Source organism: Stenotrophomonas lactitubi (genome assembly GCF_002803515.1).
GTDB classification, from domain to species: Bacteria; Pseudomonadota; Gammaproteobacteria; order Xanthomonadales; family Xanthomonadaceae; genus Stenotrophomonas; species Stenotrophomonas lactitubi.
Genome location: NZ_PHQX01000001.1, coordinates 3713983 through 3727150, shown reverse-complemented (window position 1 = coordinate 3727150; position 13168 = coordinate 3713983). Strand labels below are relative to the sequence as shown.

Sequence of the window (13168 nt, the reverse complement as noted above, 5' to 3'; positions counted from 1 at the left end):
GGTGCGCGCGGTGTTGAGCTGGGCTCAACTGCAACGTCAGCAGACATCGTTTCCCACCTGCATGCCCGGTTCCTAGACTGGTTGCACGGTCGCTGCAGCGCCCTTTCCACATCGCTTCGCCCTGCCCATGGTGTGGGCGGGCAGCGCGTGTGCACCCGATTTCTGCCTCCAGGACGTTGCCGTGACCGAACCCTCGCTGCACCTGCATACCGACAGCTCACCCAATGGCTACAAGGCCACCATCGCGCTGGAGGAGCTGGGCCTGCCCTATCGCTTGCACCATGTGCGCATCGAGCAGGGTGAACATCGCCATCCCGATTTCCTGCGGCTCAATCCGCACGGTCGCATTCCGGTCCTCGAAGACCGCTCCAGGGGCATCGTGCTGTTCGAATCGGCGGCGATCCTGCTGTACCTCGCCGAGCAGGGCGGGGCATTGTTGCCACAGGCACCGGCCGCGCGCTGGGACGCCATCACCTGGCTGATGTTCCATGCCTCCAGCGTCGGTCCCATCTTCGGCCAGCGCGTGCATTTCGAACACTTCGCGCCGGAGCGCTATCTGCCGGCGATCGAGCGCTACCGGCACCTTTCCGAAGATATCTTCGCGATCCTCGATGCACGCTTGGCCGCGCGTCCCTGGTTGGCCGGCGATGACTACTCGATCGCCGACATCGCCCACTTCGGTTGGCTGCATGTGCTCCGCGTGATCGACATCGACTTCTCGCGCCATCGCCATCTTTCGGCGTGGTACCAGCGCGTAGCCGCGCGGCCCGCGGTCCAGCGTGGCGTGCTGCTGCCTGAGCCCGCGACCGGGCCTTGAGGAGATCCCTGCGATGACAACCTCCCTTTCGATCCACGGTGCTTCGGCAGCAACCTTCGCCGGCCATGCAGGCTACCAGCGCATGTTCCGCGCCGATGCGCTGACCTTGGGCATCTTCCTGCCGCTGCGCTTCTACCAGGGCGACATGGCGGTACTGCAGGGACAGACCGCGCTGGTGGAAGCCATCGACCGCCATGGCTTCGCTGCGGTCTGGGTGCGCGATGTTCCACTGTTCGATCCCCAGTTCGGTGATGCCGGACAGGTGTTCGATCCGTTCACGTATCTCGCATGGCTGGCTGCGCGCACCCATCGCGTCGCGTTGGCGACAGGCAGCGTGGTGATGCCACTGCGGCATCCCATCGACCTGGCCAAGGCTGCCGCGTCGATCGATCAGTTGTCCGCAGGGCGGCTGGTGATGGGCATCGCCTCGGGTGATCGACCGCTTGAGTTTCCCGCCTATGGCCTCGACCACGCCCAACGTGGTGAACGGTTCGCCGACGCCGTGGTGGCCTTCCGGAAATGGTTGCAGCCCGCCGACGGGGCGCTCGCCGGCCACCCCTGGGCCGCACAGGGTGTGCAGCTGCTGCCGCCGCCGGTCAGTGATCGCATTCCGCTGATCGTTACCGGTGGTGCCCGGCAGCCGTTGGAATGGATCGGCGAACACGCCGACGGCTGGCTGACCTATCCCGACGCGACCCATGACACGGCAGGACCACAGCGGCTGGCGGCGAAGATCCGCGCATGGCGGGCGCAGATTCCCGACGGCGGCTTCCGACCGCACATGACCAATGAATGGCTGGATCTGGTGGATGACCCGGACCATCCGCGCGTGCCGCTGCAGGGTGGCTACTGCCTGCGCACCGGGCGCAAGGGGCTGATCGCGCTGCTGGAAGCCTGGCAGCGCGCTGGGGTAAACCATGCCGCGCTCGGCATCCAGTTCTCGCAGCGCCCAGCTGCCGATGTGCTGCAGGAACTGGCCGAAGAGGTGCTGCCGTTGTTTCCGTCGCATCCCGGCCCAGCGTCGCGGGTGATGGAATGGTAGCGATGCATTTCCGCGATTGATGAGCTGCGGGCCCTGCCGGCGGCGGCGGGAGGCTTGCAGTTCTTGTCTCACGGATTATGATTAGTCGCCTAATCATGTATGGATTCAATATGATTGAGTTGAAGCACCAAGCCCTCGTCGAGGAAGCGCAGCGGCGTGGTCACGCCAATGTCGCGCAGCTGCGCCTGTGCTTTCAGCTGCTCGCCCTGTCCGGTGCGATCGACCGTGACTGCGCCACACGCCTCGCGCCGTACGGCCTCAGCGAAGGCCGCTTCGTCGTGCTGTTCCTGCTGCACGGCGCAGGTGGCACGCTGCCGCCGCACGAGCTGGCCGAGCAGGCCGGTGTCACCCGCGCCACCATCAGCGGATTGCTCGATGGCCTGCAGCGTGACGGCCTGCTGCAGCGGCGCAGCGATGCCGAAGATGGTCGACGTCTGCAGATCGTGCTGACGGCGCGCGGCAAGCGCCTGGCCGGCGATCTGTTCGACCAGCACACGCAATGGATCGGTGGCCTGTTCAATGGACTGGATGTCGGCGAACAGGCGCAGTTGTCGCTGCTGCTCGAAAAAGTCTGGCGACACACCGACGCAGGTCAGGAAGCAGGTGCATGAGCACTACCATCGCCACGACACGCCTGCTTGCACTCAACGCAGGCAGCACCGCCAGCACGCATCTGGCCGAGTGCCTGGCGGTGGACTTCGCTGCGTTGCTGCTGGCGGTGGCACCGACCTTGCCACCGTCCGCGATACAGCGCATGCACGCCGCCGCAGGCAAAGGAATCACCCAGCGCATGGCCTTGGCCGCAGCGCTTTTGCGCGAGGCAGGGCAGGGCGAGGTGCAGCACTGGCAGGCGCATCCCTCCGACACCGTGCGGGGTTGGGCGTGCTATCTGATTGGCGGCGACACGCAGGCGGCATTGTCCGACAAGCTGCAGGCGATGCATCCGCTGGCAGATGATCCGCACTTCGGTGTGCGCGAATGGGCATGGTTGGCGCTGCGCAGCGATATCGTCGACGCACCACTTGAGGCGCTCGCCCTGCTGCGATCCTGGGCGCAGCAGCCTTCGCCGCATCTGCGCCGCTTCGCCTGTGAGGCGCTGCGTCCTCGCGGTGTCTGGGCCACGCATATTGCGCTGCTCAAGCAGCAGCCCGAGCACGTGCTGCCCTTGCTGGAAGTACTGGCCGATGATCCAGAGCGCTACGTTCAGGACTCGGTTGGCAACTGGTTGAACGACGCTGGCAAGAGCCAACCCGATTGGGTGCGCGCCGTGTGCACGCAGTGGCAGTCAACCCGCGACAGCGTCGCCAACGCGTACATCCGCAAGCGTGCGCTGCGCTCGCTGTAACCCCGCACCGTTCACCCGTTTCCCGCTGATGCCGGCGGCTGGCCGGCAACTCATGTCACGCCCGTTCCCCGGTAGTGCCGGCCGCTGGCAGGCAACCCATGTCACGCCCGTTTCCCGGTAGTGCCGGCCGCTGGCCGGCAAGCCCATGACCCTCAAGGAAGGCCCCATGTCCCACCTCCTCATCGAGCTGTACACCGCAACGCCGACCTGGAAAGCGTTGTCCGCCGAACAGCGGAACACCTTCTTCACCCGTATCGGCGCCGGCATGCAGCAACTCGACCCTGCATGCGTCGCACCGTTGGCGATGGGCCGCGTGGCCAGCGAGGTGCCACATGCCAGCGCCGAGCAGTACTACGCCGTCTGGCGGTGCGCCAGCCGTGCAGATGCCGATGCCTTGATGGACGCCATCAGTGCCACCGGCTGGCATGACTGCTTCGCCACCACCAATGCCGTGGGCGCAGTGGATGCGATGGCCCAGCACCTGGCGGACCTCGCAGCGCTGTAATGCGGCCTGCGGTGGCACATGCGCGTGTCATCCATTCCGGGTAAAGATGGCGCTCGGCCGTATCCATCCGCAGGGAAGTCGAGCATGCAGAGCAAGATCCAGGTGACGTTGTACGGAGCGCTGGGCAGCAGTCCTGCGCTGCAGGTACCCGGCCTGGAAGGGCCGGTGGTCGCCATCCAGGAAGCCACCCTGCGGCAGCTGGTGTCCGATCTGTATACGGCCCGATCCATGCTCAACCCCGAACAGCTGGATGAGGCCAGGCAGGAACTGGACCGCGTTGTGGAGCGCTGGGTGGACATCCACGAGACGCTGTTGCTGGACGTGGAAGTGCATGGCAGCCGATAGTCCGCTGAACCGCGCCCGCAGTTGCGGATGAAACAGTTGGCACCTGCCAAAACCCTGTGTTATCAATAGATCCCATGAACGCAGCCCACGCCAGCTTTTATTGGTATTACTTTCCGAAGCCCCCGGCGGAGGAAGGATTGCGCTCACCCTGAAGAAAGCTTCAGACGCATTCCCGAAAGCCGCCAGCGAACCTGGCGGCTTTTTTCATGTCGCCACGCTGCGGACCCCCCAACGTTCCGTAGAGACCCCCACCATGCCCCCGCACACCGACGACCTGCGTATCCGCACCATCGAACCGCTGACACCGCCTGCCCAGCTGCTGGCGATGCTGCCCTGCGATGACGAAGCCTCCGACACCGTCAGCGCCTCGCGCGCGGCCCTGCACCAGATCCTGCACGGCCGCGACGACCGCTTGGCCGTGGTGGTCGGGCCATGCTCGATCCACGACCCGAAAGCCGCCATCGAATACGCCCAGCGCCTGAAGCCGCTGCGCGATGCACTGGCCGGTGAACTGGAAATCGTCATGCGCGTGTACTTCGAAAAGCCGCGTACCACGGTGGGCTGGAAGGGCCTGATCAACGATCCGGACCTGGATGGCAGCTTCAAGATCGACAAGGGCCTGCGCATCGCCCGTGGCCTGCTGCGCGACATCAACAAGCTCGGCCTGCCGGCCGGTGTCGAGTTCCTCGATGTGATCTCGCCGCAGTACATCGCCGACCTGGTGGCATGGGGCGCGATCGGTGCACGCACCACCGAAAGCCAGGTGCATCGCGAGCTTGCGTCGGGGTTGTCGTGCCCGGTCGGCTTCAAGAACGGCACGGACGGCAACGTCAAGATCGCCGCCGATGCCGTGGGTGCAGCTTCGAACCCGCATCACTTCCTGTCGGTCACCAAGCAGGGCGGCACGGCCATCGTCTCCACCACCGGCAATCCGGACTGCCATGTGATCCTGCGTGGTGGCAAGCAGCCGAACTACGATGCGGGCAGCGTCGCCGAAGCCTGCCAGGCGCTGGCCAAGGCCAAGCTGCCGACGCGCCTGATGATCGACGCCAGCCACGCCAACAGCCTGAAGAACCATGAGAACCAGCCGAAGGTGATCGAAGACATCGCCACCCAGCTGGAAGACGGCGAGCAGCGCATCGTCGGCGTGATGGTTGAAAGCCATCTGGTCGGTGGCCGTCAGGAGCTGGTCGAAGGCCAGCCGCTGGTCTACGGCCAGAGCATCACCGATGGCTGCATCGACTGGGACACCACCGTGACGGTGCTGGAGCGGCTGGCTGCGGCCGTGCGCGCCCGTCGCGAAGTGAAGGTGTCCGAAGCCGCCTGACGGCGGCACGTGTGTGGATGGCGGCCAGCGCCTGCGGGGGTGCGGCCGCGATCAGGGCCGGTCGGAGTTGGAGACCGGCCCGTCTGCACCGGCGATGCGCCTGGCGCTGCGTATGTACGACAGCGCCAGGTACATCGCCGGGGTGGTGTGAACCCCGACCCGGTTATGTAGATCCACGCCACGCGTGGATGAAGCCGCCCCGCTCAACGCCCCGCCCGCATCCTCGCCAACGCCAGATACATCGCCGGTGTCGTCTGGACAGTAGATCCACGCCATGCGTGGATGAAACCGCCCCGCTCAACGCCTCGCCCGCATCCTCGCCAGCGCCAGATACATCGCCGGTGTCGTGTACAACGTCAGCCACTGGCTGACCAGCAACCCGCCGACAATGGCGATGCCCAGCGGCTGCCGCAGCTCCCAGCCTTCGCCGTTGGCCAGCATCAGCGGCAACGTGCCCAGCAGTGCCGCCAGCGAGGTCATCAGGATCGGCCGCAGGCGCAATCGTGCCGCTTCCATCACCGCGTCGCGCGCACTCAGCCCGCGGCGTTCGCCGGCCAATGCGAAGTCGACCAGCAGGATGGTGTTCTTCATCACCACACCCACCAGCAGGAACAGACCCAGCAACGCGATCAGGTTCAGTTCGTTGCCGAACAGCCACAGCGCAAGCAGCGCGCCGATACCGGCCGACGGCAGCGTGGACAGGATCACCAAGGGCTGCAGGAAGCTCTCGTAGAGGATGCCCAGCACCAGGTACACCGCCAGGGTGGCACCCAGCACCAGCCACAACTGGCGCGACCGCAGCTGCTCCAGGCCGCCGGCCTCGCCGGACAGCTTGGCCTGCACGGAGCGAGGCAGCATCAGTTTGGCCATCGCAGCATCAATGGCCTGCGTGGCCTGCTCCAGGCCCACGCCCGGCGCCAGCGCGAACTCGATCCAGATCGAGGCGAACTGCTCGCTGTGGTACACGCGGTCCGGCGCCATGCCGTAGCGCCAGCTGGCGATGCTCGACAGCGGAATGCGCTGGCCGCCGCCATCGATCACCTGCAACCGCGCCAGCGTGCCCGGGTCCTGGGTGTGCTTCGGGTCCAGCTCCATCACCACCCGGTACTGGTTGAGGCTGTCGTACAACGTGGCGACCTGGCGCTGGCTGAAGGAGTTGTTGAGCATGTTGGCCACGGTGCGCAGGTCCACGCCGTGGCGCGCGGCGGCCTCGCGGTCGATGTCCAGCATCACCTGGCGCATGCCGGCCTCGCCCTGCGCTTCCACGTCCACCAGTTCCGGCAGGCCGCGCAGCGCAGCAGCGACCTTCGGTGCCCATTGGCGCAATGGCGCGCTATCGGCCGACAGCAACTGGAACTCGTACTTGCCGCTGCTGCCGGCGCCTTCCAGGCGGATGTCCTGGTCCACCCACAGATAGAGGTTGCCCCCAGGCAACTTGGGCAGGCGCGCGCGCAGGCGGTCGATCACCTGCTGGCTGGAGACGCCGCGTTCGGCCAGCGGCTTCATCTTGATCATGATGAAGGCGTTGTTGACCCCGTTGCTGCCACCGATATACCCGATGATGTCCTCGATGGCCGGGTCGGACAGCAGCAGTTTGCGGTAGGCATCGATCTTCGGCTGCATCGCCTGGAAGGACAGGCCGTCATCGCCACGCGCGAAGCCGCGCAGCTGTGCGGTGTCCTGCTGCGGAACGATGCCCTTGGGTACCTGCTGGAACAGCCAGGCATTGAGTGCGATAACCGCCACGAAGGCCAGCAATGGCCAGCGCAGTTGCCGCAGGCTGGCCTGCAGGGTGCGCAGATAGGCGCCACGCACGCGCTCGAACAGCGCATTGCTGCCGCGCTGCCAGCGCGAGGGCTGTTGTGCGTCATCGACGAACAGGCGCGCGCACAGCATCGGCACCAGGCTGAGTGCCACCAGCACCGACACCGTCATCGCCGCCACCAGAGTCAGCGAGAATTCGCGGAACAGGCGCTCGACGAAATCGTCCAGAAACAGGATCGAAACAAACACCACGGCCAGCGCCAGGTTCATCGACAGCAACGTAGCGCCCACTTCCGATGCACCGCGCACCGCCGCCTGCCAGCGGTCGGCGCCCAGTTCGCGATGGCGCGCGATGTTTTCCAGCACCACGATGGCGTCGTCCACCACCAGCACCGCCGCCACGATCAGGGCCATCAGCGAGAGCGTATTGAGCGAGAAGCCCATGAGCGCGATCAACGCCAGCGTGCCGAACAGCACCACCGGAATCGCCACGCTGGGTACCAGTGCCGCACGCCAGTGGCCAAGGAAGCCGAGCACCACCAGCACCACCAGCGCAATCGCCAGCAGCAGGGTCACTTCTGCTTCGTGCAGGGTCGCGCGGATCACCGGCGAGCGGTCCATCACCAGCCGCATGTCCACCGTGCTCGGCAGCAGGGCGTGCAGCTGCGGCAGCTGCGCCTGGATCGCATCGACGGTGGCGATGATGTTGGCGCCGGGCTGGCGGCTGACGATCAGCAGCACGGCCGGGCGTTCGTTGTGGAAGCCACTGGCATAGCGGTCTTCCACGCCATCGGCGACGGCGGCGACATCGCCGAGCCGCAGCAGGCGATCATCGCTGGCCTTCAACGCCAGTTCCCGGTACTGCGCGGCCTGGCGCAGCTGCAGCGGTGCTTCCAGTTGCCAGTGCTGCTGCGCGCCTGCGACCGCACCCAATGGCCGCACTGCATTGGCGCGGCTGATCGCCCGTGCCACGTCTTCCAGTGCCAGGCCCGCGTGATTGAGCGCGTTCGGATCCAGCGACACGCGTACCGCGGGCAGCGCGCTGCCGCCCACCTGCACTTCGCCCACGCCCGGTACCTGCGACAGCTTCTGCGCCAGTACGGTCGAACCGAGGTCGTACAGCTGGCCCGGCGAGAGCGTGTCGGAGGTCAGTGCCAACGCAAGTATCGGTGCCTGCGAAGGATTGACCTTGCGGTACTGCGGCATGCCGGGCATGCCACTGGGCAGCTGGCCGCGGGCGAGGTTGATCGCCGCCTGCACTTCGCGCGCGGCCTCGTCGATATCGCGGCCGAGCACGAATTTCAATTCGATCTCGGTCTGCCCCTGGGTACTGGCCGAATCGATGCGCGAAATGCCAGGCAGGCTGCCCAGCGCACGTTCCAGCGGCGTGGCGACGGTGGCCGCCATCGATTCGGGCGAGGCGCCGGGCAGGCTGGCACTGACTTCAATGGCCGGATAGTCGACCTGGGGCAGCGGTGCCACCGGCAGCAGGCGCAGCGCCAGCAGGCCGGCCAGTACCAGCGCCACCGCCAACAGGATGGTCGCCACCGGACGCTGCACGCAGGCCTGTGCCAGGCGTGCGACAGGGTTCATGCGCCGGCCTCGTCTGCTGTTGCCGGTGCCGAAGCGCGGCGACGCTGCAGACGATCGAAGGCCAGGTAGATCACCGGCGTGGTGAACAGGGTCAACACCTGGCTGACCATCAGGCCACCCACCATCACCCAGCCCAGCGGCTGCCGCAGCTCGGCGCCCGAGCCGCTGGCCAGCATCAGCGGTACCGCGCCGAACAACGCAGCCAGCGTGGTCATCAGGATCGGCCGGAAGCGCAGCAGCGCTGCCTGGTGGATCGCTTCACGCGGGCTCATGCCGCGCGTGCGCTGCGCGTCCAGCGCGAAGTCGATCATCATGATCGCGTTCTTTTTCACCAGGCCGATCAGCAGCACGATGCCGATCACTGCGATCAGGTCCAGGCTGCGTCCGCTCACCCACAACGCGGCCAGAGCGCCCACGGTCGCCGAGGGCAGGGTGGAGAGGATGGTGATGGGGTGGATGAAGCTCTCGTAGAGCACGCCCAGCACGATGTACATCACCACCACGGCGGCAAGGATCAGCCACAGCGTGCTCGACAGCGAGCTGCTGAAGGCCGCTGCCGCGCCCTGCAGGCGCAGCTCGATGCTCTGCGGCAATGCCACCTGCGCCTGCGCGGCATGCACCGCATCCACTGCTTCGCCCAGCGATGCACCGGGCGCAAGGTTGAACGACAGCGTGGCCGCCGGGAACTGGCCGACATGGTTGCGCAGCAGCGCCGTCGGCCCCTGTTCGACGCGCGCCACCGCCCCCAGCGGCACGGTCTGGCCGTTGCTGTTGCGCACGCGCAGGCCGGTGATCGCCTCCGGCCCCGCTTGCCGCGCCGGATCGGCCTCCAGCACCACCCGGTACTGGCTGGCCTGGGTGAAGATGGTGGAGATCTGCCGTTGCCCGTAGGCGTCGTACAGTGCGTCGGCCACCGCTTCCACACTCACGCCCAGGCGCGCGGCGGCATCGCGGTCGATGCTCACCTTGGCCTGTCGGCCCTGCATCTGCAGGTCGCTGGCCACATCGCGCAGCGCGGGCGACTGGCGCAGCGCCTGCAACAGCTTCGGTGTCCAGGTTTCCAGCGTCTGCAGGTCCGGCGTGGTCAGGGTGAACTGGTACTGGTTGCGGCTGATGCGATCTTCGATGCCCAGCTCCTGCACCGGTTGCAGGTACAGTGTGATGCCGGGAATCCTGGCCACGCGCTGCTGCAGCCGCGCCATCACCACGTCGGCGCTCTCGCGCTCTCCATGCGGCTTCAGTTCGATCAGCAGGCGGCCGGTATTGAGGGCGGCATTATTGCCGTCCACGCCGATGTAGGAGGACAGGCTGGCCACGGCCGGGTCCTGTTCGATGGCCGTGGCCAGTGCAAGCTGGCGCTCGCGCATGGCCTGGAACGAGATCGCCTGCGGGGCTTCGCTGATGCCCTGGACCAGGCCGGCATCCTGCACCGGGAAGAAGCCCTTGGGCACGGCGAAATACAGCGCCACGGTGAGCGCAAGCGTGGCCACCGTCGCCAGCAGCATCAGCGGCTGGCGCTGCAGTACCCAGCGTAACTGGCGGTCGTAGAGGGTGATGATGCGATCGAAGACGTCGGGCTTTGGGGTCGGAGCCCTGACGGGATCCGACCCCGCCAGGGTCAGATCCCCTTGGGGCTCTGACCCCTTGGCTTGCGGCTTCAGAAAGCGCGCGCACAACATCGGCGTCAAGGTCAGCGACACCAGCAGCGAAATGCCGATGGCCACCGCCAGCGTCACCGCGAACTCATGGAACAGCGCGCCCACCAGGTCGGCCATGAACAGCAACGGGATCAGCACGGCGATCAGCGAGACCGTCAGCGACACCAGGGTGAAGCCAATCTCGCTGGCACCCTTCAACGCCGCCTCGCGCGGGCTTTCGCCGTCTTCCAGGTGGCGGGCGATGTTTTCCAGCATCACGATCGCATCGTCCACCACGAAACCGGTGGCAATGGTCAGCGCCATCAGCGTGAGGTTGTTGAGCGAATAGCCGGCCAGCAGCATCACCGCGAACGTGCCGATCAGCGACAGCGGCACCGCCACGCTGGGAATCAGCGTGGCCGGCAGGTTGCGCAGGAACACCCAGGTCACCAGCACCACCAGCGCGATGGCCAGCACCAGTTCCTTCTGTACGCCGCGCACGGACGCACGGATCGATTCGGTGCGGTCGCTGAGCACGGTCATCTGCACGCCGGCCGGCAGCGTGGCCTGCAACTGCGGCAGCAACGCACGCACCTGTTCGACCACGGCGATGACGTTGGCGCCGGGTTGGCGCTGGATGTTCACCAGTACCGCCGGGGTGGTGCCGCTCCATGCCGCCAGCTGGCGGTTCTCGGCACCGTCGGTGATGGTCGCCACATCGCCCAGACGCAGCGGTGCGCCCTCACGCCAGGCCAGCACCAGCGCGCGGTACTCGGCAACGCTGCGCATCTGGTCGTTGGCATCGAGCATCACCGCGCGGATCGGACCATCGAAGCTGCCCTTGGGCAGATTGACGTTGGCCGCAGCGATCGCGGTGCGGATGTGGTCCATGCCAAGGTTGTTGGCGGCCAGTGCGCCCGGATTGACCTGGATGCGCACGGCCGGGCGCTGGCCACCGGCCAGGCTGACCAGGCCCACACCCGGCAGCTGTGCCACCCGCTGCGCGATGCGGGTGTCGACCAGATCGTGCACCTGCGGCAGCGACAGGCCCTGCGAAGTCACCGCCAGGGTCAGGATCGGTGTATCGGCCGGATTGACCTTGCGGTACACCGGCGGCACCGGCAGATCACCGGGCAGGAAGCTGCCGGCCGCGTTGATCGCCGCCTGCACATCCTGTTCGGCCACGCCCAGCGACACCTCCAGGCCGAACTGCAGGGTGATCACCGAGGCGCCGCCGGAACTGGTGGACGACAGCTGTTTCAGGCCGGGAATCTGCCCGAGCTGGCGCTCCAGCGGCGCAGTGATGGTGCGCGTGGTCAGCTCGGGGCTGGCACCGGGGTACAGCGTGGTGATCTGGATGATCGGGTAGTCGACCTGCGGCAGCGCCGCCACCGGCAGCAGGCGATAGGCCAGTACCCCGGACAGCAGCAGCGCCACCATCAGCAACGTGGTGGCGACCGGGCGCAGGATGAAGGCGCGCGAGAGGTTCATGCGCCGGCCTTGGTCGATGCCTCCTCGGTGATGATCTCCACCGCGGTGCCGTCTTCCAGCCCGTCGATGCCTTCGATCACCACCTTGTCACCGGCCACCAGACCGGACCGCACCGCAACGCGACCGTCATCGGCCGGGCCGAGTACCACTGGGCGCCGTTGTGCCTTGTTGTCCTTGTCGATGATGTGCACGTAGTTGCCTTGGCTGCCGAACTGCACGGCGGCGTCGGGAACCAGCAGCGCGGGGTGCTCACCCAGCTGCAGGCGCACATTGACGAACTGGTTGGGGAACAGCGCCTGATCGGCGTTGTCGAACTGCGCGCGCAGCTTCAGCGTGCCGGTGGCGGTATCGATGCGGTTGTCGACGCTGGACAGGGTGCCGCTGGCGAGCTGCCGGCGTTCTTCGCGGTCCCAGCTTTCCACCGCCAGCGCCGGCTGCGCCTGTACGGCGTCGAGCAGCGCGGGAAGCTCCGGCTCGGGCACGGTGAACAACACACTGATCGGCGCGGTCTGCGCCAGCGTGACCAGGCCTTCGGTATCGCTGGCGTGCACCAGGTTGCCTACGTCCAATCGACGCAGGCCAACTCGGCCGCTGACCGGGGCGACGATGCGCGTGTACTGCAGCTGCAGTCGTGCTTCGTCCACGGAAGCCTGGTCGCTGAGGCGACGCCCCTGCAGCTGCCGCACCTTGCTCTGCTGGTCGCTCAGTTCCTGCGCGGACACGTAGTTCTGGCGCTGCAGTTCGCGGTAGCGCTGCAGCTGGCGCTCGGCGTTCTCCAGCTCGGCCAGGTTCTGCTGCTGCGTACCCTGTGCGTGCGCGAGCTTCACCTGGTAGGGGCGGGGATCGATCTGTGCGAGCAGGTCACCGGCCTTGACCTGCTGACCTTCCTGGAAATGCAGGCGCATCAGCTCGCCATCCACGCGGCTGCGCACCACCACGCTGTGCAGCGGGGTGACCGTACCGACGGCCTTCATCCGCAGCACCAGTGGTTCGGCGCTGGCGCTGGCGATGCGTACCGGCACTGCCTTGCCGCCACCGGCTTCTTTGCCACCGTCCGCCTCGGCATGCGGCCACAGCCACCACGCCAGGCCAGCGACAAGGGCAAGACCGGCAACGACCAGCAGCGGACGGGCACGGCGGAAGCGGGAGTTTTCGGCGACAGACATGGGGCATCCTGCGCCCTGCGCGCACGCAGGGTCATGCGGGCCCGTCGGCGCCACGAAGGGCCACGGGCAGCGGGGAGGGGGATTGTCTGGCGGGGCCGCGGACGCGGCGTGGCTGGATGCCGTCGCGCGTGCGACG

The 13168-nt window shown here is 66.9% G+C and carries 10 protein-coding genes; 7 read left to right on the top strand and 3 right to left on the bottom strand.

The window, feature by feature from the left end:
* Nucleotides 1-181: 181 nt before the first annotated feature.
* The 7 genes from CR156_RS17540 (at nucleotide 182) to CR156_RS17510 (ending at nucleotide 5381) form a co-directional block, all read left to right on the top strand.
* Entirely contained in the window at nucleotides 182-817 is a 636-nt protein-coding gene (locus CR156_RS17540) for a glutathione S-transferase family protein (protein ID WP_100554225.1), read from the top strand.
* A 13-nt stretch (nucleotides 818-830) separates the two neighbouring features.
* Nucleotides 831-1859, top strand: a complete 1029-nt coding sequence (locus CR156_RS17535) for an LLM class oxidoreductase (protein WP_100553761.1) — start codon at nucleotides 831-833, stop codon at nucleotides 1857-1859.
* Between the two features lie 110 nt (nucleotides 1860-1969).
* Nucleotides 1970-2470 carry a MarR family winged helix-turn-helix transcriptional regulator gene (locus CR156_RS17530; RefSeq protein ID WP_100553760.1) on the top strand — a complete coding sequence of 167 codons (501 nt, stop codon included), beginning with the start codon at nucleotides 1970-1972 and terminating at the stop codon, nucleotides 2468-2470.
* Nucleotides 2467-3204 carry a HEAT repeat domain-containing protein gene (locus CR156_RS17525; protein WP_100553759.1) on the top strand — a complete coding sequence of 246 codons (738 nt, stop codon included), beginning with the start codon at nucleotides 2467-2469 and terminating at the stop codon, nucleotides 3202-3204. The genes CR156_RS17530 and CR156_RS17525 overlap by 4 nt, the downstream gene beginning before the upstream one ends.
* Nucleotides 3205-3370: 166 nt before the next feature.
* Nucleotides 3371-3709 carry a DUF6616 family protein gene (locus CR156_RS17520; RefSeq protein WP_100553758.1) on the top strand — a complete coding sequence of 113 codons (339 nt, stop codon included), beginning with the start codon at nucleotides 3371-3373 and terminating at the stop codon, nucleotides 3707-3709.
* Between the two features lie 84 nt (nucleotides 3710-3793).
* On the top strand, nucleotides 3794-4054 hold the full coding sequence (locus CR156_RS17515) for a hypothetical protein (RefSeq protein WP_089237217.1): 261 nt from the start codon (nucleotides 3794-3796) through the stop codon (nucleotides 4052-4054).
* A gap of 253 nt (nucleotides 4055-4307) precedes the next feature.
* Entirely contained in the window at nucleotides 4308-5381 is a 1074-nt protein-coding gene (locus tag CR156_RS17510) for a 3-deoxy-7-phosphoheptulonate synthase (protein ID WP_100553757.1), read from the top strand.
* A 297-nt stretch (nucleotides 5382-5678) separates the two neighbouring features.
* On the opposite strand, the gene CR156_RS17505 is transcribed toward CR156_RS17510, so the two are convergent.
* From CR156_RS17505 to CR156_RS17495, 3 genes are read right to left on the bottom strand one after another with little or no spacing between them, the layout of a single operon-like run.
* Entirely contained in the window at nucleotides 5679-8738 is a 3060-nt protein-coding gene (locus CR156_RS17505) for an efflux RND transporter permease subunit (protein WP_100553756.1), read from the bottom strand.
* Nucleotides 8735-11866: a multidrug efflux RND transporter permease subunit gene (locus tag CR156_RS17500; RefSeq protein WP_100553755.1), complete on the bottom strand. Its 3132-nt coding sequence runs from the start codon at nucleotides 11864-11866 to the stop codon at nucleotides 8735-8737. The genes CR156_RS17505 and CR156_RS17500 overlap by 4 nt, the downstream gene beginning before the upstream one ends.
* The gene (locus tag CR156_RS17495) at nucleotides 11863-13032 is read right to left on the bottom strand and encodes an MdtA/MuxA family multidrug efflux RND transporter periplasmic adaptor subunit (protein WP_100553754.1); all 1170 of its coding nucleotides are present in this window, start codon (nucleotides 13030-13032) and stop codon (nucleotides 11863-11865) included. The genes CR156_RS17500 and CR156_RS17495 overlap by 4 nt, the downstream gene beginning before the upstream one ends.
* Nucleotides 13033-13168: the final 136 nt, after the last annotated feature.

What these genes read in the sequence shown, in the direction of transcription:
- CR156_RS17530 (WP_100553760.1), top strand. Translation starts at nt 1,970, where the DNA reads ATGATTGAGTTGAAGCACCAAGCCCTCGTCGAGGAAGCGCAGCGGCGT.
- CR156_RS17525 (WP_100553759.1), top strand. Translation starts at nt 2,467, where the DNA reads ATGAGCACTACCATCGCCACGACACGCCTGCTTGCACTCAACGCAGGC.
- CR156_RS17510 (WP_100553757.1), top strand. Translation starts at nt 4,308, where the DNA reads ATGCCCCCGCACACCGACGACCTGCGTATCCGCACCATCGAACCGCTG.
- CR156_RS17535 (WP_100553761.1), top strand. Translation starts at nt 831, where the DNA reads ATGACAACCTCCCTTTCGATCCACGGTGCTTCGGCAGCAACCTTCGCC.
- CR156_RS17500 (WP_100553755.1), bottom strand. Translation starts at nt 11,866, where the DNA reads ATGAACCTCTCGCGCGCCTTCATCCTGCGCCCGGTCGCCACCACGTTG.
- CR156_RS17505 (WP_100553756.1), bottom strand. Translation starts at nt 8,738, where the DNA reads ATGAACCCTGTCGCACGCCTGGCACAGGCCTGCGTGCAGCGTCCGGTG.
- CR156_RS17515 (WP_089237217.1), top strand. Translation starts at nt 3,794, where the DNA reads ATGCAGAGCAAGATCCAGGTGACGTTGTACGGAGCGCTGGGCAGCAGT.
- CR156_RS17520 (WP_100553758.1), top strand. Translation starts at nt 3,371, where the DNA reads ATGTCCCACCTCCTCATCGAGCTGTACACCGCAACGCCGACCTGGAAA.
- CR156_RS17495 (WP_100553754.1), bottom strand. Translation starts at nt 13,032, where the DNA reads ATGTCTGTCGCCGAAAACTCCCGCTTCCGCCGTGCCCGTCCGCTGCTG.